This is a genomic window from Microbulbifer maximicatervae (SeqCode), assembly GCF_052467305.1.
On record NZ_CP174306.1, the window covers coordinates 893,130 to 918,311 of the forward strand.

A 25,182-nucleotide genomic window follows, 5' to 3' on the forward strand; every position below is an offset into this window, starting at 1 on the left:
CTTAATTTTCTGAGGTAGGCTGCTTGCCCTCCCCAGAAAGATGGGCACCTTGGCCGAATAGTGAGAGAACCTTCCGGGTTTGTATTTGTACCAATGTCTTTCGGGCACTCGCCGAGTGGCCTTAGCGCCATTCTTTTATCTGGAACCAGTCAACTTAAACCATACAGGACAGGTGCCTCTATCGAATTGTTGGCAGTGAATCTATTGGAGTAGTAACCATGAATGGGAAGTGGTGGAGAAGCTTGAGGAGCTTCCCTCCGTTAGTTTGGATTATTTTAATTGGCAGTTTTTTTAGCCGTGGAACTTATTTTATGGTCTGGCCTTTCCTGGCCATCCTTCTATTTGAAAAGTTTCACCTCGGCGCGGCTGAAATTGGTTTGATCCTGAGTGCATCTGCCGTTGGTGCTGCTGTGTTGGGCTTCTTTACCGGTGCGCTATCGGATCGCTATGGGCGTCGCAATATGCTATTGCTTGGCTGTATTGTGAGTATTTTTTCCTTTGCCTTGTTGGCTGTGACGCAAACCTTGGCAGGATTTATCTGTGCGATGACCCTGTGTGCTATTGGTCGCGCGGTGTGGGAGCCGCCGGCGAGTGCGCTGATAGGCGACTTAATTGACGATCAAGCCAGCCGTGAATTGGCGCTGCAATTCCGCTACTTCCTGATTAATGTGGGGGCGGCGCTGGGGCCGATTGTAGGTGTCTGGGCCGGTTTGAGTGCACAGCAATCCACCTTTGGGCTCACCTCTCTCAGCTACCTACTCTTAGCCCTGGCCTTTGTTTGGGGTTTTGCCAGAACTGAGAGCGGGCGTTTAGCGAGTAAGCAAAGGGATGCGGGCGTATCTCTGGGAAATACGCTTTCGGTATTGCGCCGTGATCAGGTATTTCTGGTGGTGATTATTGCGAATATTTTAACGCTGTTTATCTATGCGCATATGGATTCAAGCTTGGTGCAATACCTCACCCGCGCTGAAGCGCCGGGATTAGTAGAGCTGATATCCAGCATGATCTTTGTTAATGCGTCGACGATAGTATTACTGCAGTTTCCCATTATGAAGTTAATGGGGCCGCTGGCCATTAACACTCGTATTGTGATTGGGTTGGGTATTTTGTCGATCTCCCAGATTTGGTATGCCCTAAATCCGGTAGATTGGTTTTGGGGTTGGCTCGGAGCGACTTTTATTTTGAGCCTAGCTGAGGCAATTTTGTTTCCAACCATGAGCATTCAAATTGACCGGCTGGCACCATCCCATTTACGCGGTACCTATTTTGGGGCCTCTTCCTTTTATGCCATTGGCTGGTCGATGGCGCCATTAATTGGTGGAGTGATTATTCAATGGTGGAGTGGCCCGGCCTTATACGGCTTGTTAGTGGCGTTATGTGGAGTTGTGTTCGTGCTCTATCGTCTTACCGAGTATCTGTCTCGCCCTGAGTGGCCTGAGCCTGAGGGAACGGTAGTCGCGGATCGAGTTGCCAATGTCTCCTAGCACGGGACACAGAATTTAAGGGCAAAAAAATACCCCCGCCAATTCGAATTGGCGGGGGTATTTTATATTGTGATCGCCGGGAGATTAGATCTCGGCAGCGAGACGAGAGCCCTGGTCGATAGCGCGCTTGGCATCGAGTTCTGCGGCTTCATCAGCGCCACCAATCAGGTGGGTGGTTACGCCGCGCTCTTGCAGAGCTTCGTATAGCTTGCGTGCAGGCTCCTGACCGGCGCAGACAATAATATTGTCGACTTCCAGTACCTTTTCCTCTTCGCCAACGCGGATATGCAGGCCTTTATCGTCAATTTTGTCGTAAAGGGCACCGGCAATCATCTCTACCTTGCGATGCTGCAGGCTGCCGCGATGAATCCAGCCGGTGGTTTTACCCAGGCCCGCGCCCACTTTGGTGGTTTTGCGTTGCAATAGGTATACCTGGCGCGGAGAGCTTACTGCTTCGCGTGGCTTCAGGCCGGAGCGATTCTCCAGGGCAATATCGACACCCCATTCGTTGAAGAACTCTTCCTTATCGCTGGCGACCACTTCATCTTCAGTGGAGTGGGGGCCATCGTGGGTCAGGTACTCCGCTACATCAAAGCCGATGCCGCCGGCACCGATAATGGCAACCTTCTCGCCAACCGGCTTCTTGTGCTTCAGTACATCCAGGTAACCCAGGACTTTATCGCTCTCAATGCCGGGGATCGGTGGAGTGCGCGGCTCGATACCGGTAGCAATAATCACTTCATCAAAAGATTGCAGATCTTCCGCTGTGGCGATGGTATTAAGTTTTACTTCAACACCGGTGACTTCCAGGCGGCGCTTAAAGTAGCGCAGGGTTTCCTGGAACTCTGCCTTGCCGGGGATCTGCTTGGCGATATTGAACTGGCCACCAATCTTATCGCTGCCTTCGAACAGGGTTACTTCGTGTCCACGCTCTGCGGCAACGGTAGATGCGGCCATGCCCGCAGGGCCGGCGCCGATTACAGCTACCTTTTTCACGTTGTCGGTAGGCAGGTAGTTCAATTCGGTTTCGTGACAAGCGCGGGGGTTTACCAGGCAGGAAGTCAGTTTCAGCTGGAAAGTGTGGTCCAGACACGCTTGGTTACAGCCAATGCAAGTGTTGATCTCGTCGGCGCGGCCTTCGGCGGCTTTGTTGACGAACTCAGAGTCTGCCAGGAAGGGGCGTGCCATGGAAATCATGTCAGCCTGGCCGGAGGACAGAACTTCTTCGGCGACTTCCGGCACATTGATACGGTTGCTGGCAACTACCGGGATAGACAGGTGCTTTTTCACCTTGGCAGTAATGTCGGTAAATGCCGCACGGGGAACACTGGTGGCAATAGTGGGAACGCGCGCTTCGTGCCAGCCGATACCGGTATTAATAATTGTGGCGCCGGCTTTTTCGATAGCCTGGCCCAGGGCCACTACTTCATCGAAGTCACTGCCATCTTCCACTAGGTCCAACATGGACAGGCGGTAAATAATAATAAAGTTCTCGCCGACGGCTTCCCGTACGCGGCGCACAACTTCGATCGGCAGACGGATACGGTTTTCGAAGGAGCCGCCCCATTCATCGGTACGCTTGTTGGTGCGTTTCACGATGAACTGGTTAATAAAGTAACCCTCGGAGCCCATGATCTCCACACCGTCATAGCCGGCTTCGCGGGCCAGGGTGGCGCAGCGTACATAGTCATCGATCTGGCCTTCGATTTCCTCGCTGGTCAATTCGCGCGGGGTGAAGGGGTTGATCGGCGCCTGGATGGGAGAGGGTGCGATCAGGTTTTCGTTGTAGGCGTAGCGGCCGGTGTGCAGGATCTGCATACAGATCTTGCCGCCCTCAGCGTGAACAGCATCGGTGACTTCGCGGTGCTGCTGGGCTTCTTCCGAAGTGGTCATCTTCGAAGCGCCCTGGAATACGCCACTCTCTTCGTTCGGGGCAATACCACCGGTTACAATCAGGCCAACGCCACCGCGGGCACGTTCGGCAAAAAAGGCCGCCAAACGGGTGAAGCCATTGGGGTGTTCTTCCAGGTTGGTGTGCATGGAGCCCATCAGCACCCGGTTTTTCAGGGTGGTGAAGCCCAGGTCCAGGGGGGCAAGCATATTAGGGTAGGCTTGGGACATGGCAAATTTCTCTTCTTGTAACCTTTAGGGTTCATTTATTTATATGCAAAAAAGTGCATATCGTTGCCCAGCAGGATAACAAGACGGCCCACTGTGAAACAGTGACTTAACCGGTCGAAATCAGTGATCAATTACGGGCTCTATTTAACCTTTATGCGTCCCATTCTCATCTATAAATAAAGTGTTTTTTTAAGGGTTCCCTGTCTCGCCGTATACAGAGCCTCCCTTACTCCTCTACCAAGCTCACCAACTTGTTTCGCAGCCATTGATTGGCGGGGTCGTCGTGTTGGTTTTTATGCCATAGCAGGTGCCAGTCCATTTGCGGTATCTGAAACGGAAGCTCAAACAATCGGGCTGAATACTGTCTCGCCAGGCTGGCGGGGACTGTCAGTGCCAGATCGGTTCTCAATACCACTAAAGGTGCGACCCGGTAGTGTTGGACCCTCAATTTCACATTGCGACGGCGCCCTAACTTATTCAGGGCAATATCTTCCAGGCCCGGGCCGCTGCGACGGCTGGAGACATGGATATGTTCCAGCTTCAGGTACTGCTCCAGGGTAAGGCTGGCGGAATCCGCCAAGGGGTGATCCTGGCGCAACATACACAGGTAGCGATCGTTCATCAGTCGCTGTTGTTTTATGTGTGGGGAAGTGGGTACGGGAACATCTAGGGCAAAGTCCAGGGTGTTGGCGGCCAGTTCCTTGACCAGCTGCTCCCTTGGGACCTGGAAAGACTCGACAGTGATACCTGGGGCCTCCTGCTCCAGCACTTCCAGCAGCCTAGGTAAAAGGAAAGTCTCCGCCATATCGTTCATGGAGAGGCGCAAGGTTTTTCTGGCTTCCTGTGGCACAAAGTGACGCTGCTCGCTAAGGCTTGCCCCCAGTAGAGAAAGAGCTTCCTGGACCTTCGGCATAATACTTTCAGTCAATGGCGTCGGTGCCATACCGGTGGGGCTGCGAGTGAATAGTGGGTCGTCTAATGTACGGCGAAGTCGCGCCAGGGCATTACTGACAGCCGGCTGGGTGATATGCAGTTGCTCAGCGGCACGAGTCAGGTTTCGGGTTGTGTATATCGCCTCCAGCACGGGAAAGAGGTTCATGTCGATTCGCTGTAATTGCATTGCTGCCACCATCATCACTCTCATGAATGATTCAATATTCGCATAATAAACTTTGATGATTCAAATGCTGGAGATAGGGTTGAGGAGATCAAAAGGGGAGGGAAATAGGTGGCTGAATTTATTCTGGTACGTCACGGACAGGCTTCATTTGGGGCTGATGACTATGACAATCTCTCCGATACCGGCTGGCAACAGTCGCGCTGGTTGGGTGAATACTGGCGGGATAAGAGTATTCGTTTCGACCGGCTGCTGTGCGGCAACCTAACTCGGCATCGGCAAACTTTGGACGGTATTTGCGAGGGGTTGGAACTCCCCAGTGAAAATACTCGCAGTGTACTCCCCCAGCTTAATGAATTTGATTTTCTAGCGGTTGTCAAGCACTACAGCGAGCTATACCCGGATCGGGCACCGGGAGTAGGTGCCAGTCGCGCCGATTTTTATCGATTCCTGAAGCAGGGGATGCTGGCTTGGGCCGCCGGTGACATCAGTCCACCGGAAACCTGGTCGCATTTTGAAGCCAGAATCGCAGATGCGCTTAAAAACATTTGCGATAGCCCCAAAGGCAGCCGAACCCTGGTTGTTAGTTCGGGTGGTGCCATTGCCATGATGTTGACGCAAATATTGGGCGGCTCAATTTCCACCGTCGCCAATCTCAATATGCAAATCCAAAACACAGCCGTTAGCCGTTTATTTTTCAGTGCAGAAAATATCAGTCTGCACAGTTTCAATCATGTGCCGCACCTGGATCGGGATGGGCGTCACGAACATATCACTTACAGTTGATCGGGCAGGTAGCGATGGAATTTGAATACTCAGACAAAGTAAAAGGACTGCTGGAACGCCTGCAAAATTTTATGCAGGAGTATATCTATCCCGCCGAAGCGATATTTATGCAGCAGTTGCAGGAGGATCGCTGGGGAGAGCCGGCGATTTTGGCAGAATTAAAGATTAAAGCCCGGGAAGCGGAACTCTGGAATCTGTTTTTACCGGATTCCCGTTACGGTGCCGGGCTCAATAACCTGGAGTATGCACCCCTGGCAGAGGAAATGGGGAAAGTACTTTTTGCATCGGAGGTATTTAACTGTAATGCCCCGGATACCGGCAATATGGAAGTTTTGGCTCAGTACGGTTCTGAGGCCCAGCGGGAACAATGGCTAACCCCGCTTCTGGATGGAAAAATTCGCTCTGCCTTTGCTATGACCGAACCCCGGGTTGCCTCCTCCGATGCCACTAATATCGAAACGTCGATTATCCGCGATGGCGACAGTTACGTTATTAACGGTCACAAGTTTTATATCAGTGGCCTGATGAATAAACGCTGTAAAGTGATGATCGTGATGGGTAAGACCGACCCGGAAAATCCCAATCGTCACCAGCAGCAATCGCAAATCCTGGTACCCACCGATACGCCTGGAGTCAAAATAGTTCGCCCGATGACGGTATTCGGTTATGACGATGCACCGGAAGGGCATGCGGAAGTGATTTTTGAAAATGTCCGGGTGTCTGCCAGCCATTTAATTCTTGGAGAGGGGCGCGGTTTTGAAATTGCCCAGGGACGCTTGGGGCCGGGCAGAATACACCACTGTATGCGGTTAATTGGCCAGGCTCAAAGAGCGCTGGAGATGATGTCGGCACGCGCGGAGCAGCGCATAGTTTTTGGTCGCCCGATGAGCAAGCAGGGATCGGTGCGGGAAGATATTGCCAAATCCGCCTGCGAAATCGAGCAGGCACGCCTGCTGACTCTGAAGGCCGCTGCGCAAATGGATCGACTTGGCAATAAGGCGGCCAAAGATTTAATCGCAATGATAAAAATTGTCGCGCCACAGATGGCTTGTAAGGTGATAGATCGCGCCATACAGATTCACGGCGCCGCAGGATTGGGGCAGGATTACAGTCTCGCCCATCACTATGCCTATGCTCGGACTATCCGTCTGGCGGATGGTCCCGATCAAGTTCATATGATGCAGTTGGGCAGAAACCTGGCAGCTCACTATGCCGCCGCAGAAAATCATGGAGGACTCAGTGACTGAGACGGTAAACAATTTGCGCAGCTCTGTGGAAGAGCTGCCTGTTGAGCGCTTGCAAGAATATTTGTCCCGCAAAGTCGACAGTTTCAATGGGCCTGTAACGGTCAGCAAATTTCCCGGTGGCCAGTCTAACCCCACCTTCAAGTTGCAGACCCCGGCGCGATCTTATGTTTTGCGGCGCCAGCCTCCCGGCAAGTTATTGAAATCTGCCCATGCCGTAGATCGGGAGTACCGGGTAATGTCGGCACTCGCCGATACTAATGTGCCGGTGCCCAAGGTATTGCACCTCTGTGAGGACCGGGACCTAATCGGTTCCATGTTTTATTTAATGGAATATTGTGAGGGTCGGATATTCTGGAATGCGGCACTGCCGGAAGTTGATGCCGAGCAGCGTAGCGCTATGTACGATGAAATGAATCGTGTACTGGCGGCCATGCACAGTTTGGATATTAATGCCGTAGGCCTTTCGGATTACGGCCGACCAGGTAATTACTTCCAGCGGCAGCTGGACCGCTGGAGCACTCAATATCGAGCCTCTGAGCTGGAGCCCATTGCGGCAATGGATGAGTTGATGGCCTGGTTGGGTGACGTTTTACCGGATGATGATGGGCGTATCGCGTTGGTGCACGGTGATTACCGGCTCGATAATATGATTTTCCATCCCGAGGAGCCCAAGGTCATAGCGCTTTTGGATTGGGAACTTTCCACACTGGGACATCCCTATGCCGACCTCGCTTACCAGTGTATGCAAATGCGAATGCCCGCTGGCAAAGACAAAATGTCCGGCCTATTAGGCTTGGATATAAAGGCCTTGGGCATCCCCTCCGAAAAAGAGTATGTGGCCAAATACTGCCAGCGAATGGGTATTGATGGGATTGATAATTGGCCGTTTTATTTGGCATTTAGCTTCTTCCGCCTGGCAGCGATTGTTCAGGGGGTGGTGAAGCGTGCAAAAGACGGCAATGCCTCCAATAAAAATGCTGCAAAACTGGGAGCCCTGGTAGAACCCCTCGCACAAGCTGCATTGGATATCGCTGCTAACGGTTAACTTGTTAAATTATAAGGATAAGAAATGGCAAAGAATATTTTTGATCTCTCGGGAAAAATTGCCCTGGTGACGGGTGCCAGTCGAGGTATTGGTGAGGCCATCGCAAAACTTTTGGCTGAGCAGGGTGCCCATGTTTTGGTTTCCAGCAGAAAAATTGAGGGGTGTCAGGCCGTAGCCGATGCAATTGTGGATGCCGGTGGCTGTGCCGATGCGATCCCCTGCCATATTGGCAATATGGATAATATCCAGCAGGTTATTGGCGATATTCGCGAGCGATTTGGTCGCTTGGATATTTTGGTCAACAATGCGGCAACCAACCCTTATTTTGGTCATATTCTTGATACTGATCTAGCGGCCTTCGAAAAGACGGTAGAGGTCAATATACGCGGTTATTTCTTTATGTCGGTAGAAGCCGGCAAATTGATGCGAGAGCAGGGTGGTGGCGTTATTGTAAATACCGCCTCAGTGAATGCCTTGCAACCGGGTGTAGGGCAGGGTATTTATTCAATCACCAAGGCGGCGGTAGTCAATATGACCAAAGCGTTTGCCAAGGAGTGTGCGCAATTTAATATCCGGGTGAATGCTTTACTACCAGGGCTTACAAAAACCAAATTCGCCGGGGCATTGTTTTCCCACGAGGATATTTATAAAACTGCGGTTGGCCATATTCCCATGCACCGCCATGCGGAGCCGGAAGAGATGGCGGGTACCGTTTTGTACTTGGTCTCCGATGCTTCCAGTTATACGACCGGCGAGTGTGTCGTTGTAGATGGTGGTTTGACTTCTTGTGGGGGGATTTAACCATGCATGATCCAATTCTCGATTTTAGCGATAAAGTCGCACTGATAACCGGTGCTGCCAGTGGATTTGGAAAATTACTGGCCGAGGAGCTTGGTTCTCGGGGCGCTCGTTTAGTATTGGGAGATATCAATGAAGAGGCTTTGATGCAGTTGGCGGACAAACTGGGAAGCCAAAATATTGCTGTGCGCGCCCAGCGCTGTGATGTTTCCCAAGAGTCTGATTGCGCGGCTCTGGCGCAATTGGCTCAGTCAGAGTTTGGACAGCTGGATATCGCAGTTAACAATGCCGGAATCGCGCCTCCGATGATGTCTCTCAAGCAGACAGATGAGGCCATGATGGATCTTCAGTACAACGTTAACCTTAAGGGGGTTTTCCTGGGGCTTAAACACCAGTTGCCCCTATTGAAGATGACCGGCGGAGCTGTACTGAATGTTTCCTCTATGGCAGGGCTGGGCGGTGCTCCCAAGATTGCCTCCTACGCCGCGGCAAAACATGGTGTGATCGGCCTGACCAAAACGGCAGCGATGGAAAACGCCAAGTACGGTATCCGTGTAAACGCGATTTGCCCCTTCTATTGCCTCACCCCGATGGTTACCGATATTGCAACTGAAGATGCCAGCCCTGAACAAGTTCAAGCGTTTCTCGCTGAGGGATGCCCGATGAAACGCCTGGGCAAGCCGGAAGAAGTCGTAGCGGCCATGTTGATGCTGGTTTCCCCAAAAATGACTTACATTACCGGGCAGGCATTAGCGGTAGATGGCGGTCTCTCGGCCTATTGAGGTTGGGAGTCGCTGAGAAAGCGAATAGAGAATCGAAAAGGAGCCTTCGATGCCTGTAGAAATCTCACCTGATAGCCTCGGCTATTACATTGGTTTTGAAACAGAGCCCACAGACTGGTTTGAAGTTGACCAGCAGAGAGTTGATAGCTTTGCTGAGTGCACCTTGGATCGACAGTTCATTCATGTAGACCCAGAGGCCGCTGCGAAAACGCCTTTTGGGGGAACGGTTGCCCATGGTTTTCTCTCATTGTCACTGCTGCCTTATTTTGTAGGGGCTCTACAGATAACGGTTACAGGTGCTTATATGGGGGTGAATTATGGTTTGGATAAAGTCCGCTTTATCAACCCGGTAAAGACCGGTAGCCGGGTGCGCGTATTTGGGAAAATACTGGATATTACGGAGAAAAAAGATTCCCAGTATCAAATTAAACTGATGGTAACTATGGAAATAGAGGGCGAGGAGAAGCCAGCTTTAGTTGCAGAGTGGATTTTCCTACAGATTACCTAGTGGGGTCAGTATAAGGCCGGATCACCATTTTTCTAAGTCGCAGTGGAAAGTGGTGGTTTCGATCTGTTTGAGAGTTTTTTAAGGCGAGTTTACATAAATGTTTCTTGTTGTTTAAGGGTGTTGAGACCCATGCGAACAATATTCAAGTGAGAAGCGGGAATACCTTTTTTGTAGTACTCGCCAGTAAAGTCAAATTGTTGGACTTCGATAAATGGTGAGAATAGGGTGCATCCCCAGTAGGGGTTTATACCCCACCAGCCATATTTTCCGGCGGTTCTGGGGTTTCTTTGAAAGAAGTTGTAAGCCCTTTTGATATTGTCATATTTGAGTTTGAATTTTCTTTTGTCATTGATGCTGTGGGCATCAAATATCACCAGGCATTGTATAGAGATGCCTTGGCGACCAAGCGCATTGGCGATTTTTATCGCAGCATTTCCCCCTCTGCTGTAGCCAAACAATATCGCTGCTTTTTTGCGTGAAACCCCATTTTTAAGGTAACGGTAAATAGTTAGCTTTCGTGTGTGGGAGAATATCCGCCCATGAAGTTGGTTGATTACCGACTTTAGTACCGGATTTTCTCCGGCAGAAGGACCACCGGCACCGTAGATGCCCACCACAATGTAGTGGCTAAGTTGAGACTGTATAGGGAGTGAGAATTCGAATTGGCCGCTTGAACTTGATATCAGTTGTTTCTAGCTCCTTGAAGCCGTGCTCGATAAAATTCGGCAGTGACGCTTAGCACTTTTACGTAATTCATCGGGTAGGGATTCTTCACTTGCATCCTGCTGTTCTGCCCGCCAATAGTGGCACAAGGCAACATACTCGCCACTATTTACCTGATTGCGCAGTGCGAGCCAGGGATCTGGTGCTGGGGTAACTGCCATCACAGTTTCTTTCCAATCCCTTAACGCCGGCTCGTACAAATGCTGCTCGGTGGAATTTGCTTTGTGAGTGAAGGCACCCAGGTGTTGGGCTGGATGAAGAAGCAATAGCAAGGCGGTTACCAAGCTACAACTTACTGTTGCACGAGAGAGTAGATGATTGACGTTTACTTTCGGCTTATAGGTTTGGGCTGTTTTATATAGATCGTCATCCAGCTGCTGCGGGGAAGTCAACGTCTCGGCTTCTTTAAAATATTGATTTTCCCAATTGCTCATAGCATTAACTCGATTACTCTTCGATAACTTCTACTTGCCAAGGTCTTCTCTCCGAACCGTATATCGCTTCGTCCAGTGCGGTGCGGGCGCGATGATATAGGGTGCGGCATTTATTGAGAGAGAGCTGCTCGATGTCAGCCACGGTTGCCAGTGGCAGCTTGCATTCCATATGCAGTAATAAAACATTGCGCAATTGAGAAGGTAAATTTTGAATCGCTGCGAGAATTCTATTCTGCTGGGGAGACTCTTGCGCGGATTTCTTCGAACTGGAAAATTCCTCAAGCTTGAGCAATTTATTGACTTGGATGTAAAGCCAACTTTTAAGCAGGCGCCCGTGCAATTCTGGCGGATTTTCCAAAAGACCACGCCAGAGTTTTTGCAAGAGTAAAGTGGATGAAGACGGCGCCATTTGCATACAGTAGCGATACAGGGAATCTTTATGACGGCTGTAGAGTTGACGGAACACAGCAGGTTTGCGCGACTCCTTGTAGTATTGGAATAGCGCCTCGTCAGATAGCTGGCGTAACTCTTTGAGAGACAATGTCTTGAGCCTCCGTACGCAAATTATCCCGTCTCGAGCCACTGGCCGAGTATTGGTTTATGCGGCGTCAATAAAGAAGATTGTAGTATGGTTCTGCGTCGCAATTATTCTCTGGCCAGTACTTATAATTTCAGCCGATGTCACGGTACGACAGATACGAATCTTCGGGCTTGCGAAGTATAGTTGCCTCTGGTTTGAGAGGTGGTTGCTCGGGTAAGGGCCAACGCCAGATTTATCAATAAGTGATGACGCGCCTAATTAAGCCATCAAACGTCAAAAAGAGGCTTGCTCCGGCAAGGGTAGTGGCAATTGAACAGGGCCTTGCCCCGCCCGGAGGTCTGTGAGTCGCAGGCCTACCCCAAGAAGGCGGATGGGAGCAGGGCGTTTTTCTCGACACTCCTGCAGTAGCTGGCGGAATTCAGAAATGCGCCCGGCACGGCTGCTGCGCTCGTGGGTGCTGGTAGTAAAATCTGCGTACTTTACTTTAACGGTGGCACCATTTACTTCGTAACGATCGCCGAGTTTTTCCAGCCGCTCCAGCAGACGCATATACAGCTCTGTCAGCTGTTCCAGCCATTCGTCAAAACTGGATAAGTCTTCGCGAAAGGTGCGCTCGACACTAACACTCTTGCGGGAGCCATCGCCGCTTACCGGGCGGTCGTCAACACCACGGCAAAGGTCGTAAAGGCGGCGGCCAAATTTGCCAAACTTCTTACTCAGTTCAACTTGTGAAAAATTGCGTAAATCCGCGCAAGTGCGAATGCCTTGTCGATGCATTTTCTCTGCGGTTACCCGTCCCACGCCGTGTATTTTGTTGATAGGCAGGCGCAAAACAAATTGATCGACCTCGCTCGGCGTAATGACTGTCAATCCGTCAGGCTTCTGCCAATCACTGGCAATTTTGGCCAGGAATTTATTCGGGGCCACCCCGGCAGAAATTGTGATACCCAGGGTGTCGTGCACCCGTTGCCGGATCTCCTCAGCGATTAGGGTAGCGCTGCCGTGGCAGCGGCCACTGTCGGTGACATCCAGGAAGGCTTCGTCCAGGGATAGGGGCTCAATATCATCGCAGTAGTCGAGAAATATCTCCCGTATCTGCCCGCTGACCTCTCGGTACTTGGCCATGTTGCCGGGTACTACAATCAAATCAGGGCACAGTTTCTTGGCCTGGGCGGTAGGCATTGCGGAGCGAACCCCATAGCTGCGGGCTTCATAGTTGCAGGTAGAGATCACTCCGCGGCGGTCGCTACTGCCTCCAACGGCCAAAGGGCGTCCACGGAGATTGGGATCGTCACGCATTTCGACCGAAGCGTAGAAGCAGTCACAATCACAGTGGATAATCTTTCTCATGCTGTGATTATATACAGTGTTATGTCGTGCCAGAAAGTAATTTATGCCACTCGGACACCCGGCGATGACAGGTAGGTGAATAATGAGCAGTATTCCGTTGGTCGAGCACCCAGCTTCCGATGATGTAGCCCGGGTTTTTGCTGAGATTGATGACGAGCTGGGGGGAATCCCCAGTCTGTTCCGTGTCTACGCCCAACACCCGGGATTGCTTGAGGCAAACTGGTACAAGTTTAAGACGGTGATGATTCACGGCTGTTTGTCGGCGCAGCTGAAAGAAGCTATTGGCCTGGCAGTCTCAGCCGATAACCACTGTGACTATGGCATTTACCATCACAGTATGTCCCTGCAAATGCTTGGGGTGGAAACGGATGAAGTGATGCGGATTCGCACTGACCCCAAGCATGTGCACTTTTCTGAAAAAGAGCACGCCCTGTTTGACTTGGCGCGCAATGCCAACAGCGCCCCTGATGACCATCGCGAGCACCTGATCGCCGCTGCGCGAAAGCTCGGTGCCGGTGATGATGAGATTCTTGAGGCGTTGGGCGTAATGGAGATGGTATTGGGGGCCAATCACATTGCTGAAGTGCTCAGCCTGGCGCCGACCCGAGTGCCTCACAAGAAGTAATGACAGGCGCCCTTGGGCGGCTGTTCTACTTGGGTCTGCCGAAAATCAGTGCCAGCACAAACATCACAAGGAAAATAAAGAAGAGAATCTTGGCTATTTCAGTTGCGGTCGAAGCGATGCCACTAAAGCCAAAGAAGGCGGCGATCAGCGCAATAACCAGGAAGGTGACAGCCCAGCGCAACATAAGAGGCTCCCAATAGAGTGGGGGGAACCTTGGGCTCCCGTTCCGCTAATTGATAGAGTCCCGCTCCACAGGTTCCAAATAGTCGCCTGCTTTCATCAGGGTTAGTTGCTCCAGTGTGGCAAACTGGAAGCCCTTTTGCCTGAGTTGCGCAGTAATGAGGGGCAGGGCCTCCATTACCTGATGGTGCTGACCATACATGGGGTGAAGCAGAACCACACTTCCGTCTTTTGCCTTTTGGGATATATAGTCAGCTGCGACTTGAGCGCCGCCTGCTTTCAGTTGCTCAGTAGGGTCGATATCCCAGTGAGCAATCTTGAACTGGTGATCGCTTAAAAGCGTGTCCAACTCGTCAGACATCTTTCCGTGAGGAGGGAGAAACATGGGCTTGCTGGTATAGCCATTACTTTGTAGTAGCCGACAGGTTTTTTTAATCTCTTCCTTGGCACTGCTCAAAGGCATCTGGGAAAGGTTTGTGTGTGAGTAACCATGGTTGCCTAACTGATGCCCAGCCTGAATGATTGCCTGGGTCTGTTCCGGGTACCTTTCCATTTCCTGCCCTGTAGGGAAAAAAGTGGCGGTCACTTCCAAAGACTCGAGCCGCTTTAACAGCGGCTCGGTTTTGTCGGGGGAGGGCCCCTCATCAAAAATAAGCGCTACCCATTTATCCTTGCCGGTAATTGCCTGGGCACAGGTTGAAAATACAAAAAGCCAAATGCAAATAGCATTAATTATTATTTTCATTTTTTAGGGTTTCCACAGATAGAAAAAAAGCCGTCAATGACGGCTTTTTTCTTTGAACTTGTTTAGCGCTCTAGCTGGTCCAGCTTGCCCTTCTTGCCGTCCCACTCCTCGGCATCCGGTAATGGGTCTTTCTTCTCAGTAATATTGGGCCATACCTCGGCGAGTTCTGCGTTCAACTCGATAAACTCCTGCTGATCGTCCGGAACCTCATCCTCAGAGAAAATCGCGTTGGCGGGGCACTCCGGCTCACACAGGGCGCAGTCGATACACTCGTCTGGGTGAATTACCAGGAAGTTGGGGCCTTCGTAAAAACAGTCTACCGGGCAAACCTCTACACAGTCGGTGTATTTACACTTAATGCAGTTTTCCCCAATTACGAATGTCATGTTTGTCCCTCGATAGTGCCACTGAATTCTTCGTGCAGCGGATTTTATCAATTACTGGCGCGAATTGTAGTGGCTTTTCAGTCGATTTAGTTCACTGTTTATAACAGGATGAATTGGGCGACCAGGGTCGCCCGGTCTTTTACTTCAGTAACTTGCGTAAAGAATAGAGCGCTTCCAGTGCCTGGCGTGGCGTCAAATCGTCCGGATCAAGCTCCTCAAGGGCATCCACGGCCGGGTGGCTCGGGCTGCCAAACAGATCTACCTGCTGGGGGGAACCAGGGCCTGCGGCCATTGGCACAGCGGCTTCTTCCGGCTCCTGTTTGGGGGCCGGTGCAGGCGCAGCGATAGGAGCTGGCACATCTACTGACTGGGCGCCGGCTTCCAATGCTGCCAAGCGCGCGCGGGCCTCGGTCAATACATCACTGGGGATACCGGCCAGTTTGGCCACCTGCAACCCGTAACTCTTAGAGGCGGGCCCTTCCTGGATGCGGTGCAGGAAGACAATTCCCTCGCCGTGCTCGGTGGCATCCAAGTGGATGTTAGCGGCTTCAGAGCACTGGTTGGGCAGGTCAGTCAGTTCAAAGTAATGGGTGGCGAACAGCGTAAAGGCGCGCACTTCCCCTGCCAGGTAGTGGGCACAGGCCCAGGCCAGGGACAGGCCGTCGTAAGTGCTGGTACCACGGCCAATCTCATCCATCAGTACCAAGCTGTGCTCAGTGGCATTGCGCAGGATATTGGCGGTCTCGGTCATTTCCACCATAAAGGTGGAGCGGCCACCGGCCAGGTCATCGGCACTGCCGATGCGAGTGAAGATACGATCGAGCAGGCCGATCTGGGCACTGTCGGCGGGCACGTAACTGCCGCAGTGGGCCAACAGGGCAATCAATGCTGTCTGGCGCATATAGGTAGATTTACCGCCCATGTTCGGGCCGGTAATTACCAGCATGCGGCGGTCATTGTGCAAATCAATATCGTTGGCCACAAAGGGCTCGTCCAATACCTGCTCCACCACCGGGTGGCGCCCGCCGGTAATATGCAGGCCCGGCTCAGTGCCCAGTTCTGGGCGGCACAGGCGCAAATCGTCAGCGCGCTCGGCCAAGCAGGCCAGCACGTCTAATTCGGAGATACCCGCAGCAGCGGCTTGGAGCTCTGCCAGGGACTCATTCAGCTGATTGATCAGCTCTTCGTACAGCGCCTTTTCACGAGCTAGCGCGCGGCTCTTGGCGGAGAGTGCCTTGTCTTCAAACTCCTTCAGCTCGGGAGTAATGAAGCGCTCTGCATTTTTCAGGGTCTGGCGGCGAATATATTCAGCTGGCGCCTTATCGCTTTGCCCGCGACTGATTTCAATAAAGTAGCCATGCACCCGGTTGTAACCCACCTTAAGGGTGGGAATACCGGTTCGCTCTTTTTCCCGCTGCTCCAGTTGCACCAGGTAATCGCCAGCGTTTTCACTGATAGCGCGCAGCTCGTCCAGTTCTTCGTCGTAGCCGGTAGCAATAACGCCACCGTCGCGAATTACTACCGGAGGGTTTTCAATGATGGCATCTTGCAGCAGCTCTACGGTTTCTGGCCACTCGCCGATCTGGCTGCACAATTCACTCAATAAAGTTGCGTCAGATTCCGCTAACTGTTGCTGGATTTCCGGGAATTGAGCTAGGGACTGGCCCAGGCGAGCCAAATCCCGAGGACGTGCAGAGCGCAGTGCCAAACGGCCCAGGATTCGCTCCATATCGCCCACAGGTTTTAGGGCATCACGCAGAGGCTCAAAGCCATAATCGGCAATTAATACTGCGATGGCATCCTGGCGGTTGCGCAAGGTAGTCAGCTGACGCAAGGGGTTGTTAAACCAGCGGCGCAGCAAGCGGCTACCCATAGCGGTTTTACAGCTATCGAAGACCGACAATAGGGTATTGTCATCGCCACCGTTCAGGTTCAGATCAATCTCCAGATTGCGGCGGCTGGCACCATCCAAGGCGACTGTCTCATCACCACTTTCCGTCAGCAGGCCGCGAATATGGGGCAGCTCGGTACGCTGGGTGTCCCGTGCATATTGCAGCAAGCAGCCGGCAGCGATCACAGCACCGTGCATATGGCTACAACCAAAGGCCTCCAGGTTCATGGTGCCGAATTGCTGGTTGAGCAGACGCAAAGCGCTCTCCAGCTCGAACTCCCAAGGTGCCCGGCGGCGCACGCCCGCGCGGCGTTCGATTTCAATCGGCAGGCTAAGCTCTTCCGGCGCAAGCAGTTCAGCGGGATTGTGGCGCTGCACCTGCTCGGCCAGAGCTTCTAGAGTATCTGTTTCCTGAACCACAAAACGACCGGTTGCCAGGTCCAGCAGTGCCAGGCCAAATACATCGCCCAAGTGTGAAATAGCAGCCAGGAGGTTATCGCGGCGATCGTTGAGAAGTGCCTCGTCCGTGACCGTGCCTGGAGTAACAATACGTACTACTTGGCGTTCAACCGGTCCCTTGCTGGTGGCGGGATCACCGATTTGTTCACAAATGGCAACGGAAACACCAGCTTTAATCAGCCGCGCCAAGTAGCCCTCAGCTGCATGGTATGGAATACCGGCCATGGGTATAGGCTCACCCCCGGACTTGCCACGGGCAGTAAGGGTGACATCCAACAGCTCTGCCGCCTTCTTGGCATCATCAAAGAACAGCTCGTAAAAGTCCCCCATGCGGTAGAACACCAGCTCTTGGGGGTGCTGGGCCTTGATGCGCATGTATTGTTGCATCATCGGAGTGAGTGCGGAAGTCTTTGATTTATCTACAGTTTTTGTCAATTTTCTGCCTTTTGTCTAAAAGCTGTCTAAGGCTGGGGCCGGCTACATTATCAGTTTCGCGCAAACGAATGTAGCGCTCTGTCATAGCTGGGCTTACGTGTCCCGCTAGGACCTGGGCGTCGATGCCGGAACGCTTTGCATCTGTCAGTGATTTAGCCCGGATGTCATGAATGGTTGTATCCTCGACCCCGGCTTTAACGCGGGCTCTCTCGTAGGCATCTCTAATACCTCGATAGCTGTATCGGGTATTCTTGCCTCTAGGGTGAAAAAGGAAGAGGCACATCACTTTATGCAGCTGCTTGGCCTCAGTAATTATCCGTTCCAGCTCGGGCTCCATCTGCACTAGTAATCTTTTGCCGGTCTTCTCTTGCTGGAACTTAATGCCATCTTTACTGATGTCGCTGTGTTGGATTGCCAGTACATCTGATATGCGCTGCGCTGTCAGGTAGCACATGTCCATCACCAACTTGATGGTTGGGTTGGCCTTCGAGCGAATAGCCCTAAATTCACCATCAGTGAGATAGCGGTCTCGCTTCTTCTCTTCAAATCGTTTGATACCAAAGGCTGGATTGATGTCGGCAATACCTTGCCGAACAGCTCGCTCAAATATTGCCTTGATAACCGTTAGCATTCGGTTGGCAATATTGGGTGTATCTTCATATAGATCGAGGAACTGAGTTATATCACTGGTGCGTACAATGTCGGGCGTGAAGTCTGAAAATCCATACTCAATGCGAGGACGCATGCTCTGGTATTGCTTGAGCGTGTTGAGGGCTAGCTTCCCGTCTGCATGCCGGCGTTCATACCGTTCGTACACTTGGCTAACCAGCTCACTCCATTGTGGTGTTGGTGCCTCAATGGCGGCAACCATGGCCAAAGATTTATGGTACTCCTTGGCTAAAGGTCGCCATTTATTTTTTTGGACGTAATAGTAGCGGCCATGCTTTTGGTGCATTCGTGGGGGTAAGGGTCGTCCCTGACTATCCTTTCTCATAACCTTTTAACCGTTGGGCGCGGGAAATCTGATTGATTCATTGGGGCTAGACTCTGAATAAGAACAACAGGGCGGCCCCCAATCATCCTGAATGGAATTTCAGCTTTCTTGAGTTCCTCAGCTTGGCTCTTTGCACGTTTCTTTTTAGTCAGCTCTTCAAGCTGAGCGTCGGTGAGCCATGGTAACTGCTTTGCCTCGCTGGGTGGAAAACCGTTTTTTAGTCTCGCGGCCTCTTTTTTCATGGGTTCTCCTTACTTAGTTTTGAGCCAAGGCAAAGCCTTGGCCTTTCCGCTCAAGTGCGCCCGCCTGTTGCAGGGCGTCGAAAACGGGTTTAACGGTTCCGTGCCTAAGGCGCATATCGTTGATGATGTTGCGCATTACGGGCTTGCGGCCGAACTCTCCGGAGCGGATTCGCTGGGCGAGTTGCTGTTGTTCTTCACTCAAGTGGGTGGTGTGTAACGGTTGTGTTTCCACCGTTTCAGGCTGTTGCAACGCTGTAGTGGCGCGTTTCGCAACTGTTACGGCGGCGTTAAACGCGAGCAACGCGACCAGTCCTACGATGTCTGTGATGATCGCCAGGGCGAGGAAGCCGATATGCTGAACCTTTGCCGGGTCTGTGTTCAGAGTGCCCGCCAAGCTATTGAAAGCGCTGTGCGTGCTGGGTGTCTGTTCGATTGTGGATAGCTTTTCTATCAGCTGCGTGCGCTCAGCCTCCATTGTGGATAACTGTGCAGCGGTATCAATAGCGCGTTGACGGTAGCCGTTGTTGGCGTCGGTGTTGATCAGGCCGTTTAGGGTGTTGATCTGCTGTTGCAAACTGTTTAACTGCTGTTGCAACGCTTGGTATTCCTGGCTGTTACGGGTGCTGCGCTGTTGCTGTTCGTCGCTGTGGGTGGCGAGGAATCCGACCGTTGCAACAATGCTGATTACTACCAGCAGGGGCCAAAGGCAGAGTAGGGCATAGCCACTGGCCTGGCCCTGGCTGCGTAACCAAAGGCCCAGCGGGGCGAAGCTGAACTTGCACAGCTCCAGCGCCACCGCCGTGGCCCCGGCCACCACCTGCCCGCCGAGACCTGCGGGCATGGATATCCACAGCTGCACAGTAAACGCTAGGCTGGTGCCGCAGAAGATTAGGGCGGCGATACCGGTGAGGGATTGCCAGAGCTTCACGCGGCTCTCCCTTTTTTCTGTTTACGATTAGCCATTGGGTTTTATTCGTTGCTATTTTCTACCCACTTAGCCCGCACTGGGCGGGCTTAGAAAGTTATTGGCTGTGGGTCAGGCGGCGTTCGGTTCTGGGTGAGGGCAATCTGAGGATTTGTCCTCAGTGATTTTTTTAGCGTCGATACGATAAATTTTTGCGGTGTCGGTTTTCTTGTCGAAGATCTGGGCCCAGTGTGTGAATGGGTCTGTTTGGGCAATGCGCTCTACCTCTTCGTAGGCTTTTTCTTCAGTGGCGTAGGAGCGTTTGAAATCTTTGATACCTCCCATCAGCAAGTTATAAGTGCCGGTAAATAGTGCGAATCTTTTCATGGGGATATTGGTCCTGTATTTGGGCCCAGTACCTGCGGCCCGGTTATAGCTGTATGTCAGCCCGTAATTACGCGGCGAATCCGCCTATGTAAGTTTCCATTTGGGACTGAACTAGCGCTGAGCTGAGGTGCATCTGTAGTTCTCGTCCCATGGCTTCCTGTATTGCTTCTAGGCGCTTAATGCGGGCGGTAAGGCGTGGGGCCTCTCCGCCAGTAAGGATGGATAAGCGCAGGTCAAAGCTGCGGGATTCCAGGCCGTTGTAGGGGGTACATTCAAATTTAAAGCCTGCCGGTAGACCCTCTTCGCTACGGGCTTCGATATTTTCCAGGGCGCTGCGGCTAGATTTAAAGTCATCAACGGCGTGGTCCTCTTTGCGGGAGGATTCGATAGTGAGGCGGCGTACGGCGGCAATGGCTTTGCTGGTTGGGATCGCTTCACCATCGGCGGAATAGCAGATTATATTTTCTGCGTAATCTTCCATGAATTCCGCCATGCTTTTTTGCGAACACCGGTCACCATTAAGCTGTAGTAGGGCTTTAAATTCAGCGGTTTTAATTAAGCGTAGTTTTGCAGTGAAGTCGGCGTGGCCGGGCTCTTGGATGGTTCCCAAGTTGAAAATGGTTTTTGCGGTCATGCTCTCCGGATCGACAAAACACTTGGAATTCTCATTGCCGAAATCCATGCAGTATTTTTCAAAGTCTTCGAGGGAGGCAGTTTCCATCTCTCCGCGAAAGCGCGTGCGGCCCTGCTGATACTTCTCCAGGTTGATTATCCGGAAATCATCTGGAGCGGCTATTGCTGGAATGGAAAGCTTAGCCCGGTCAATCACTGCAGCCAGTTCGGCAGTAGTTTGTGACTCCTTGATTTCCTTTACTGCACTTTGGTCCATGGTCATAGATAAATCCTTATTTTCTTTTTGGGTTGCTGGGTTAGGTTGCTATGGCTTTTTGTTAGCCGTTGGTTTGAAGCTTGGCCACGTTGCCGTTGCTCTCTTTGTCAAACAGCGGTGGCTGTTTTTCGGGGTAGAAGCTTAGGGCGCCTTTTGTGCCGACGTACATTGGGGTAGAGGTGGCGTCATCTTGGATAATGGAGCCGCGCATGGTCGGCTTTTTAAACTTCACGGTGTGATCAATCTTCACCTGATCACTGTTTTCGATGTTGGACATTTTCAGGTTGATATTTACCTCACCTTTTTTGTCATGATCGGTAACTGCGCCGGCAACATCGCTGAGGATGTGGGCGAGCTTTTCTATAAATACTCCGCCGTCCAAATCGGCAAATACCTGGGTTACGTTTGTGCTCATGGGATGCTCCAAGTTTTTTAAAATTGGGCTCCGTACCGGCAGCCCTAACGGTTACAGCTGACTGATGCGCCTGAGGCGCGGGTAAATTTTTAGCTGGCTTTCGGAATGGATTGCTTTTCCACTAGGTCGCAGATCCAAACGATGCCTTTTGGGGTGACCAGTGCGGTAATGTGTTGCACATCTACTGGCCCCTTTGAAAACTCTGTAGTTTTTGGATATAGCAATCCTTGCTCAACGGCCCGCTTTGTTGGCGTGTTGCGGACACTTTCGCGGCTGTGGAGAAACCCGTTTTCACGTAACAACTTTAAAAGCTTGTTTCTACCAATCTCTGCCATGCGGGCGGCTTGGGTGATGGTGTACAGTTTTTCTTTGTTCACGCTGCCTCCTGATTTTCTTGTTGTGGGTCTTGGCCTTGGATGGCTTCGGAAAGTGTGGCGACTTGTTCGCGCATACTTTTCATTTCAACTTCTTGCAGCTTCACCTTGGCCAGTAGTTCTTCGTACAGCTCTAAGATTCGGCTGAACTCGTTCATCAGGCTGCTCTGGCCTTTGCGGCGGCTTCGCCGGCTAGACCGAAATAGGCGGCGCCGTCTTCGTAATCGTCCGCTACAAATACACCACTGCTTGCGCGGGACTGTTTGAGCAGGACCATAAACATCCAGCCTTGTTCTTCGGTGAGGGCGGTTCCGTATAGGGCATTAAATGCTGATACGGTTTTGGTCATGGAGCGTTCGCCGCCTTCGCTATCGCGCTGCTCTGCACGGTCGCGCATGTGTTGGGCGCCTTTTTCAAGAAAGGTGGGGGCGCTGTAATCCGGTGGGGTAAATTCATTTGTGCTCATGCGGCTTCTTTCCTCTGAATTTCCAAGTGATTCCAGTCGCGGTAGAGGGTGTGGAATTTTTTCTCACCATCCGCAATGACGTTTTCAGGTGATCTGCCGTGGTAGCGTAGGTTGATCACGTTGATGGCATGCCAGAAGTTGTCGCCGTCGAGCAATGAGAGTTCCGCAATGGGGAGCGAAAAGTCGTTGCTATTCCAGGCGGAAAGCAAAACCAATGCGGCAACTTTGCTGGCTCCAGAATTTCCATTGGCGACGGTGAGCAGGGTTTCCACGCTGTGGGCTGGGTTGTTCTGGTTCATGCGGCATCACCTCCAAACGGTGGCCAGTTGTTATTGGCTGGCTTTGAAAAGGTTTTGGGTTGCACTAAACGGATGTGCGCTTTGTGGGCGGCGTTGGCAATATCGATGCGGCGCTTGAGGCGGTCGATATTGTTTTTACTCATCGCCGTGGGGTGTACAAACACGGTGGCGGTCATGCGATTCCCTCCCGGTTGTTTCGGATGGTTTGTGAGGTGAGGCGGCGTTGGAATCGGGTGCGTAGCTGTTCTTGCTCTGCGCCAATTCCGCTGACAATCGTGGCGATCAGGACGAATTGAATTAATCCGTGCTTTATGGCTTTGGCCACGGCGTCGGTGCTGTTGCGGGCGTGCAGTTTGTAGAAGCACTCTGCGAGCAGGTTGCTGACGTTGGTGACGGAGCACTGCATAGCCTGGGCGGTTTCCCGGTTTGAGAGCCCCCTTGCGCGATGTGTCAGCGCTTCCGCTTGGCGTGGTGCCAGGGGTCTTAGGTGGCTTGTGGCGGTGTCCATGTTGGGGCCCTGTCCTTGGTTAATATGCGAACAGTAGCCGAAAGTTAATAGTGCGGTCAATAGCCGTAAGTTAATTTATCGCTGGAAACCACCTTGCTATGCTGGACGTCTTGTCTCGGGATTGGGTATTGAGAGGCAAGTTCACATGTTGCGAAGGAAGGCCTATGAAAGAAATCGATCGATATATTATTGAAGCTATGAGGATTCGTCGGAATGTCGTTGTTTATTCAGAATTATTTGGTAGTTTAGAGTCTGTAAAGCAATTGGCTAAAGTATCAAGCCGGGCGTTCTCAGTAATTCAGAGATCTATGCATGATGAAGTGGTAATTTCTTTGTCTAGGATTTTTGATAAAAAGTATTACAAACAGGAAGTGGCAGGTGAGACAACCGGGGATAAAGAAGAGGTAAGAATTTATTGTCTGTCCCAAAGGAGAGTTGTTTCCAAGTATTTAAAGTTGGCGACTCTTTCTAAGGAGGATAAGAGAGAAGTTGAGGTGCTAAAAGTAAAAACTAGGGATCTCGTTAGTAGGCTTAATTTTAAGAGGTACAGAGGGGATATCGTTGCACACAATAATGAAAGTGTACTACTTGGGGAGGCCTATCCAACAAAACATAATTTAGAGACTGCTTCCATATTGGAGCTTATTGACTCTTCCTTACAGCTAATGTTTCTTCTAAAGCGACTACTTACAGGCTCAACTAAAGTAAGTTCGCCTGTTAATCTTTTAGAAAAGTGGGAGGGTGTTGGGGCTGACTTGCTTATGCAACTTCGTAAAATATAGTCTCTTTTTAGTCTGGGGTGTAAGCCCCCAGGATGACACCGCAAAAGCTAACGTCTAAATCAGTTATATCCATTGATGGATAACTAGGGTTAATTGGGCGTAGGAATGTTCGGCCCATGTCTTCAGCATATGTTTTGAAGGTAACCTCATCATTAAGTTTGGCGATAACTCTACAGCCATTGGTGAGAGGTTTGTCGGGGTCTACAAATATGATTGTTCCTTCTGGATAAGATCGCTGGCCAGGGTAAGGGCTCGTCATGCTGTCGCCATTAACCCGTAATGCGTAGGCGCGGTCTGAATGCGCGGCTGGGCAAGGAAGCCAAGCTTCGGCTTCACTAGGCTCAAGCAAGTCCAAGGCTTCACAAAATGCGCCTGCTTGTACCCAACTTATCAGGGGGATTCTCCCTTGAATCCGAGGTCCTTGAGTAACATTGCTTCCCTCCTCAGTACTCCCTTCACCTGGACCTTTGCCTGTGCCAGTGAGCAACCAATCAACAGAAACTCCAAGTGTCTCCGCAATTCGTTTTGCAGTACTCATGCGAGGCAGTTTTTCGCCGTTGCGATAGCTCCATATTGTTACGGTGCTCACCTGAAACAGGCGAGCTAATGCCTCCTGCGTGTCTTCTACGCCGGCATGAGTAACTGCCCGTTTAAACCGCTTTGCAAAGTCAGGATGTTTCATAGCGACATGTTAGCTATAAGTTAATTAATTATCGGCTATTGATTTTCAGTAGCTGAAAGTTAATACTCTGGCTTCTGATGACAAGGAGCAGCCGCAATGATGCAGGAAACGACAGATTCTGCCCTAGATATCGCGATCAAGCTGGTCGGATCACAGGCCAATCTTGCAAGGGCCATAGGGGTAACCCCGGTCTTTGTCTCCCAGATGCGTAATGGATTAAAGGCGATACCGCCAAAGCTTTGCTCAAAGATAGAGCTGGCTACTCAGAGGAGGGTTTCTCGGGCCTGTCTTCGCCCTGATGTTTTTGGGCCGTTGGATGATCAGATTGGTGGACAAGCCATGCCAGAAGTTCGGCAGGCAAGTTAAGGCCGTGCGGGTTCGTTTCAGAAACCAGAATAACGATCATTTTCAATTCCCCATTTTATTGTCCTGCCATTCTGCGGTTTTTGAAGATCGGGATTAATTCATTGCGGTATATGGGGATTTATACAGAGTGTATTGAATACCCACAGGATGGGCCGGTGCGTTACCTAAGCCGGCCCAATTAGAAGACGGCGGGAAAGACCGCTGACAGCCGGGAAAG

33 protein-coding genes are annotated in these 25,182 nt (G+C 51.5%); 10 read left to right on the forward strand and 23 right to left on the reverse strand.

What is annotated here, in order from left to right:
* Window positions 1-218 precede the first annotated feature (218 nt).
* A complete protein-coding gene (locus ACJJI4_RS03945; RefSeq protein WP_444915917.1) occupies window positions 219-1,484 on the forward strand; it encodes an MFS transporter in 1,266 nt (421 codons plus the stop codon).
* An 84-nt stretch (window positions 1,485-1,568) separates the two neighbouring features.
* Here ACJJI4_RS03945 and ACJJI4_RS03950 read toward each other — a convergent pair whose 3' ends face one another.
* Together ACJJI4_RS03950 and ACJJI4_RS03955 are read right to left on the reverse strand one after the other, a co-directional pair.
* Window positions 1,569-3,605, reverse strand: coding sequence for an oxidoreductase (locus ACJJI4_RS03950; RefSeq protein ID WP_413664906.1), 2,037 nt, complete (start codon window positions 3,603-3,605; stop codon window positions 1,569-1,571).
* A 226-nt stretch (window positions 3,606-3,831) separates the two neighbouring features.
* Entirely contained in the window at window positions 3,832-4,725 is an 894-nt protein-coding gene (locus ACJJI4_RS03955; protein ID WP_444915918.1) for a LysR family transcriptional regulator, read from the reverse strand.
* A 108-nt stretch (window positions 4,726-4,833) separates the two neighbouring features.
* Here ACJJI4_RS03955 and ACJJI4_RS03960 point away from each other — a divergent pair, with 108 nt between their 5' ends.
* The 6 genes from ACJJI4_RS03960 to ACJJI4_RS03985 are packed head-to-tail and all read left to right on the forward strand — an operon-like array spanning window position 4,834 to window position 9,888.
* A complete protein-coding gene (locus ACJJI4_RS03960; protein WP_444927140.1) occupies window positions 4,834-5,508 on the forward strand; it encodes a histidine phosphatase family protein in 675 nt (224 codons plus the stop codon).
* A gap of 14 nt (window positions 5,509-5,522) precedes the next feature.
* On the forward strand, window positions 5,523-6,755 hold the full coding sequence (locus ACJJI4_RS03965) for an acyl-CoA dehydrogenase family protein (RefSeq protein WP_444927141.1): 1,233 nt from the start codon (window positions 5,523-5,525) through the stop codon (window positions 6,753-6,755).
* Window positions 6,748-7,800, forward strand: a complete 1,053-nt coding sequence (locus ACJJI4_RS03970) for a phosphotransferase (protein ID WP_444927142.1) — start codon at window positions 6,748-6,750, stop codon at window positions 7,798-7,800. The genes ACJJI4_RS03965 and ACJJI4_RS03970 overlap by 8 nt, the downstream gene beginning before the upstream one ends.
* Window positions 7,801-7,824: 24 nt before the next feature.
* The gene (locus ACJJI4_RS03975) at window positions 7,825-8,601 is read left to right on the forward strand and encodes an SDR family oxidoreductase (protein WP_282931833.1); all 777 of its coding nucleotides are present in this window, start codon (window positions 7,825-7,827) and stop codon (window positions 8,599-8,601) included.
* Window positions 8,602-8,603: 2 nt separating this feature from the next.
* On the forward strand, window positions 8,604-9,380 hold the full coding sequence (locus ACJJI4_RS03980; RefSeq protein WP_444898124.1) for an SDR family NAD(P)-dependent oxidoreductase: 777 nt from the start codon (window positions 8,604-8,606) through the stop codon (window positions 9,378-9,380).
* A 49-nt stretch (window positions 9,381-9,429) separates the two neighbouring features.
* Complete coding sequence (locus tag ACJJI4_RS03985; RefSeq protein WP_444927143.1) at window positions 9,430-9,888, forward strand: MaoC family dehydratase; 459 nt, start codon at window positions 9,430-9,432, stop codon at window positions 9,886-9,888.
* Between the two features lie 89 nt (window positions 9,889-9,977).
* Here ACJJI4_RS03985 and ACJJI4_RS03990 read toward each other — a convergent pair whose 3' ends face one another.
* The 4 genes from ACJJI4_RS03990 to dinB form a co-directional block, all read right to left on the reverse strand.
* Window positions 9,978-10,505, reverse strand: a complete 528-nt coding sequence (locus tag ACJJI4_RS03990; protein WP_444927144.1) for a hypothetical protein — start codon at window positions 10,503-10,505, stop codon at window positions 9,978-9,980.
* 75 nt (window positions 10,506-10,580) lie between these two features.
* Window positions 10,581-11,045: a hypothetical protein gene (locus tag ACJJI4_RS03995; RefSeq protein ID WP_444898121.1), complete on the reverse strand. Its 465-nt coding sequence runs from the start codon at window positions 11,043-11,045 to the stop codon at window positions 10,581-10,583.
* A gap of 13 nt (window positions 11,046-11,058) precedes the next feature.
* Window positions 11,059-11,586, reverse strand: a complete 528-nt coding sequence (locus ACJJI4_RS04000; RefSeq protein WP_444927145.1) for an RNA polymerase sigma factor — start codon at window positions 11,584-11,586, stop codon at window positions 11,059-11,061.
* A 273-nt stretch (window positions 11,587-11,859) separates the two neighbouring features.
* The gene (gene dinB, locus ACJJI4_RS04005) at window positions 11,860-12,936 is read right to left on the reverse strand and encodes a DNA polymerase IV (RefSeq protein WP_444927146.1); all 1,077 of its coding nucleotides are present in this window, start codon (window positions 12,934-12,936) and stop codon (window positions 11,860-11,862) included.
* Window positions 12,937-13,018: 82 nt separating this feature from the next.
* Between dinB and ACJJI4_RS04010 the strand changes: the two genes are divergently transcribed.
* The gene (locus tag ACJJI4_RS04010) at window positions 13,019-13,561 is read left to right on the forward strand and encodes a carboxymuconolactone decarboxylase family protein (RefSeq protein WP_413664916.1); all 543 of its coding nucleotides are present in this window, start codon (window positions 13,019-13,021) and stop codon (window positions 13,559-13,561) included.
* A gap of 25 nt (window positions 13,562-13,586) precedes the next feature.
* Here the strand turns inward: ACJJI4_RS04010 and ACJJI4_RS04015 are convergent, their stop codons facing one another.
* From ACJJI4_RS04015 to ACJJI4_RS04090, 16 genes are all read right to left on the reverse strand, one after another.
* Window positions 13,587-13,745 carry a DUF1328 domain-containing protein gene (locus ACJJI4_RS04015; RefSeq protein ID WP_282931841.1) on the reverse strand — a complete coding sequence of 53 codons (159 nt, stop codon included), beginning with the start codon at window positions 13,743-13,745 and terminating at the stop codon, window positions 13,587-13,589.
* Window positions 13,746-13,790: 45 nt separating this feature from the next.
* Window positions 13,791-14,486: a polysaccharide deacetylase family protein gene (locus ACJJI4_RS04020; protein WP_444927147.1), complete on the reverse strand. Its 696-nt coding sequence runs from the start codon at window positions 14,484-14,486 to the stop codon at window positions 13,791-13,793.
* Between the two features lie 62 nt (window positions 14,487-14,548).
* A complete protein-coding gene (fdxA, locus tag ACJJI4_RS04025) occupies window positions 14,549-14,872 on the reverse strand; it encodes a ferredoxin FdxA (protein ID WP_108732342.1) in 324 nt (107 codons plus the stop codon).
* A gap of 139 nt (window positions 14,873-15,011) precedes the next feature.
* Window positions 15,012-17,612, reverse strand: coding sequence for a DNA mismatch repair protein MutS (mutS, locus tag ACJJI4_RS04030; protein WP_444928215.1), 2,601 nt, complete (start codon window positions 17,610-17,612; stop codon window positions 15,012-15,014).
* Window positions 17,613-17,637: 25 nt separating this feature from the next.
* Window positions 17,638-18,651 (reverse strand): tyrosine-type recombinase/integrase, encoded by a 1,014-nt coding sequence (locus tag ACJJI4_RS04035; protein WP_444927148.1) that lies wholly within the window; start codon window positions 18,649-18,651, stop codon window positions 17,638-17,640.
* The gene (locus tag ACJJI4_RS04040) at window positions 18,648-18,893 is read right to left on the reverse strand and encodes a DUF4224 domain-containing protein (RefSeq protein WP_444904188.1); all 246 of its coding nucleotides are present in this window, start codon (window positions 18,891-18,893) and stop codon (window positions 18,648-18,650) included. Before ACJJI4_RS04040 ends, ACJJI4_RS04035 begins: the two co-directional genes overlap by 4 nt.
* A 13-nt stretch (window positions 18,894-18,906) precedes the next feature.
* On the reverse strand, window positions 18,907-19,821 hold the full coding sequence (locus ACJJI4_RS04045) for a hypothetical protein (protein ID WP_444927149.1): 915 nt from the start codon (window positions 19,819-19,821) through the stop codon (window positions 18,907-18,909).
* Window positions 19,822-19,929: 108 nt separating this feature from the next.
* Complete coding sequence (locus tag ACJJI4_RS04050; RefSeq protein WP_444927150.1) at window positions 19,930-20,184, reverse strand: hypothetical protein; 255 nt, start codon at window positions 20,182-20,184, stop codon at window positions 19,930-19,932.
* 67 nt (window positions 20,185-20,251) lie between these two features.
* On the reverse strand, window positions 20,252-21,079 hold the full coding sequence (locus ACJJI4_RS04055) for a DUF2303 family protein (protein ID WP_444927151.1): 828 nt from the start codon (window positions 21,077-21,079) through the stop codon (window positions 20,252-20,254).
* Window positions 21,080-21,134: 55 nt separating this feature from the next.
* Entirely contained in the window at window positions 21,135-21,488 is a 354-nt protein-coding gene (locus tag ACJJI4_RS04060) for a YfdP family phage-associated protein (RefSeq protein WP_444927152.1), read from the reverse strand.
* 89 nt (window positions 21,489-21,577) lie between these two features.
* A complete protein-coding gene (locus tag ACJJI4_RS04065) occupies window positions 21,578-21,865 on the reverse strand; it encodes a phage antirepressor KilAC domain-containing protein (RefSeq protein ID WP_444927153.1) in 288 nt (95 codons plus the stop codon).
* Entirely contained in the window at window positions 21,862-22,020 is a 159-nt protein-coding gene (locus ACJJI4_RS04070; RefSeq protein ID WP_444927154.1) for a hypothetical protein, read from the reverse strand. The genes ACJJI4_RS04065 and ACJJI4_RS04070 overlap by 4 nt, the downstream gene beginning before the upstream one ends.
* Window positions 22,020-22,328: a DUF6378 domain-containing protein gene (locus ACJJI4_RS04075; RefSeq protein WP_444927155.1), complete on the reverse strand. Its 309-nt coding sequence runs from the start codon at window positions 22,326-22,328 to the stop codon at window positions 22,020-22,022. The genes ACJJI4_RS04070 and ACJJI4_RS04075 overlap by 1 nt, the downstream gene beginning before the upstream one ends.
* The gene (locus tag ACJJI4_RS04080; protein WP_444927156.1) at window positions 22,325-22,627 is read right to left on the reverse strand and encodes a DUF7673 family protein; all 303 of its coding nucleotides are present in this window, start codon (window positions 22,625-22,627) and stop codon (window positions 22,325-22,327) included. Before ACJJI4_RS04080 ends, ACJJI4_RS04075 begins: the two co-directional genes overlap by 4 nt.
* Complete coding sequence (locus ACJJI4_RS04085) at window positions 22,624-22,803, reverse strand: hypothetical protein (RefSeq protein ID WP_444927157.1); 180 nt, start codon at window positions 22,801-22,803, stop codon at window positions 22,624-22,626. Before ACJJI4_RS04085 ends, ACJJI4_RS04080 begins: the two co-directional genes overlap by 4 nt.
* Complete coding sequence (locus ACJJI4_RS04090) at window positions 22,800-23,135, reverse strand: response regulator transcription factor (protein WP_444927158.1); 336 nt, start codon at window positions 23,133-23,135, stop codon at window positions 22,800-22,802. Before ACJJI4_RS04090 ends, ACJJI4_RS04085 begins: the two co-directional genes overlap by 4 nt.
* Before the next feature lie 164 nt (window positions 23,136-23,299).
* Here ACJJI4_RS04090 and ACJJI4_RS04095 point away from each other — a divergent pair, with 164 nt between their 5' ends.
* The gene (locus ACJJI4_RS04095; RefSeq protein WP_444927159.1) at window positions 23,300-23,917 is read left to right on the forward strand and encodes an AbiU2 domain-containing protein; all 618 of its coding nucleotides are present in this window, start codon (window positions 23,300-23,302) and stop codon (window positions 23,915-23,917) included.
* A gap of 7 nt (window positions 23,918-23,924) precedes the next feature.
* On the opposite strand, the gene ACJJI4_RS04100 is transcribed toward ACJJI4_RS04095, so the two are convergent.
* Window positions 23,925-24,599 (reverse strand): LexA family protein, encoded by a 675-nt coding sequence (locus tag ACJJI4_RS04100; protein ID WP_444927160.1) that lies wholly within the window; start codon window positions 24,597-24,599, stop codon window positions 23,925-23,927.
* A 96-nt stretch (window positions 24,600-24,695) separates the two neighbouring features.
* On the opposite strand from ACJJI4_RS04100, the gene ACJJI4_RS04105 reads away from it, so the two are divergent.
* Window positions 24,696-24,965 (forward strand): transcriptional regulator, encoded by a 270-nt coding sequence (locus tag ACJJI4_RS04105; RefSeq protein WP_444927161.1) that lies wholly within the window; start codon window positions 24,696-24,698, stop codon window positions 24,963-24,965.
* The last annotated feature ends 217 nt before the right edge of the window (window positions 24,966-25,182 follow it).

Bases quoted from the DNA above. Each gene is read 5' to 3' on its own strand.
- ACJJI4_RS03945 (WP_444915917.1), top strand. From the start codon at position 219: ATGAATGGGAAGTGGTGGAGAAGCTTGAGGAGCTTCCCTCCGTTAGTT.
- ACJJI4_RS03950 (WP_413664906.1), bottom strand. From the start codon at position 3,605: ATGTCCCAAGCCTACCCTAATATGCTTGCCCCCCTGGACCTGGGCTTC.
- ACJJI4_RS03955 (WP_444915918.1), bottom strand. From the start codon at position 4,725: ATGCAATTACAGCGAATCGACATGAACCTCTTTCCCGTGCTGGAGGCG.
- ACJJI4_RS03965 (WP_444927141.1), top strand. From the start codon at position 5,523: ATGGAATTTGAATACTCAGACAAAGTAAAAGGACTGCTGGAACGCCTG.
- ACJJI4_RS03975 (WP_282931833.1), top strand. From the start codon at position 7,825: ATGGCAAAGAATATTTTTGATCTCTCGGGAAAAATTGCCCTGGTGACG.
- ACJJI4_RS03980 (WP_444898124.1), top strand. From the start codon at position 8,604: ATGCATGATCCAATTCTCGATTTTAGCGATAAAGTCGCACTGATAACC.
- ACJJI4_RS03985 (WP_444927143.1), top strand. From the start codon at position 9,430: ATGCCTGTAGAAATCTCACCTGATAGCCTCGGCTATTACATTGGTTTT.
- ACJJI4_RS03995 (WP_444898121.1), bottom strand. From the start codon at position 11,045: ATGAGCAATTGGGAAAATCAATATTTTAAAGAAGCCGAGACGTTGACT.
- dinB (WP_444927146.1), bottom strand. From the start codon at position 12,936: ATGAGAAAGATTATCCACTGTGATTGTGACTGCTTCTACGCTTCGGTC.
- ACJJI4_RS04010 (WP_413664916.1), top strand. From the start codon at position 13,019: ATGAGCAGTATTCCGTTGGTCGAGCACCCAGCTTCCGATGATGTAGCC.
- ACJJI4_RS04015 (WP_282931841.1), bottom strand. From the start codon at position 13,745: ATGTTGCGCTGGGCTGTCACCTTCCTGGTTATTGCGCTGATCGCCGCC.
- ACJJI4_RS04020 (WP_444927147.1), bottom strand. From the start codon at position 14,486: ATGAAAATAATAATTAATGCTATTTGCATTTGGCTTTTTGTATTTTCA.
- fdxA (WP_108732342.1), bottom strand. From the start codon at position 14,872: ATGACATTCGTAATTGGGGAAAACTGCATTAAGTGTAAATACACCGAC.
- mutS (WP_444928215.1), bottom strand. From the start codon at position 17,612: ATGATGCAACAATACATGCGCATCAAGGCCCAGCACCCCCAAGAGCTG.
- ACJJI4_RS04035 (WP_444927148.1), bottom strand. From the start codon at position 18,651: ATGAGAAAGGATAGTCAGGGACGACCCTTACCCCCACGAATGCACCAA.
- ACJJI4_RS04040 (WP_444904188.1), bottom strand. From the start codon at position 18,893: ATGAAAAAAGAGGCCGCGAGACTAAAAAACGGTTTTCCACCCAGCGAG.
- ACJJI4_RS04050 (WP_444927150.1), bottom strand. From the start codon at position 20,184: ATGAAAAGATTCGCACTATTTACCGGCACTTATAACTTGCTGATGGGA.
- ACJJI4_RS04055 (WP_444927151.1), bottom strand. From the start codon at position 21,079: ATGACCATGGACCAAAGTGCAGTAAAGGAAATCAAGGAGTCACAAACT.
- ACJJI4_RS04060 (WP_444927152.1), bottom strand. From the start codon at position 21,488: ATGAGCACAAACGTAACCCAGGTATTTGCCGATTTGGACGGCGGAGTA.
- ACJJI4_RS04070 (WP_444927154.1), bottom strand. From the start codon at position 22,020: ATGAACGAGTTCAGCCGAATCTTAGAGCTGTACGAAGAACTACTGGCC.
- ACJJI4_RS04075 (WP_444927155.1), bottom strand. From the start codon at position 22,328: ATGAGCACAAATGAATTTACCCCACCGGATTACAGCGCCCCCACCTTT.
- ACJJI4_RS04080 (WP_444927156.1), bottom strand. From the start codon at position 22,627: ATGAACCAGAACAACCCAGCCCACAGCGTGGAAACCCTGCTCACCGTC.
- ACJJI4_RS04085 (WP_444927157.1), bottom strand. From the start codon at position 22,803: ATGACCGCCACCGTGTTTGTACACCCCACGGCGATGAGTAAAAACAAT.
- ACJJI4_RS04090 (WP_444927158.1), bottom strand. From the start codon at position 23,135: ATGGACACCGCCACAAGCCACCTAAGACCCCTGGCACCACGCCAAGCG.
- ACJJI4_RS04095 (WP_444927159.1), top strand. From the start codon at position 23,300: ATGAAAGAAATCGATCGATATATTATTGAAGCTATGAGGATTCGTCGG.
- ACJJI4_RS04100 (WP_444927160.1), bottom strand. From the start codon at position 24,599: ATGAAACATCCTGACTTTGCAAAGCGGTTTAAACGGGCAGTTACTCAT.
- ACJJI4_RS04105 (WP_444927161.1), top strand. From the start codon at position 24,696: ATGATGCAGGAAACGACAGATTCTGCCCTAGATATCGCGATCAAGCTG.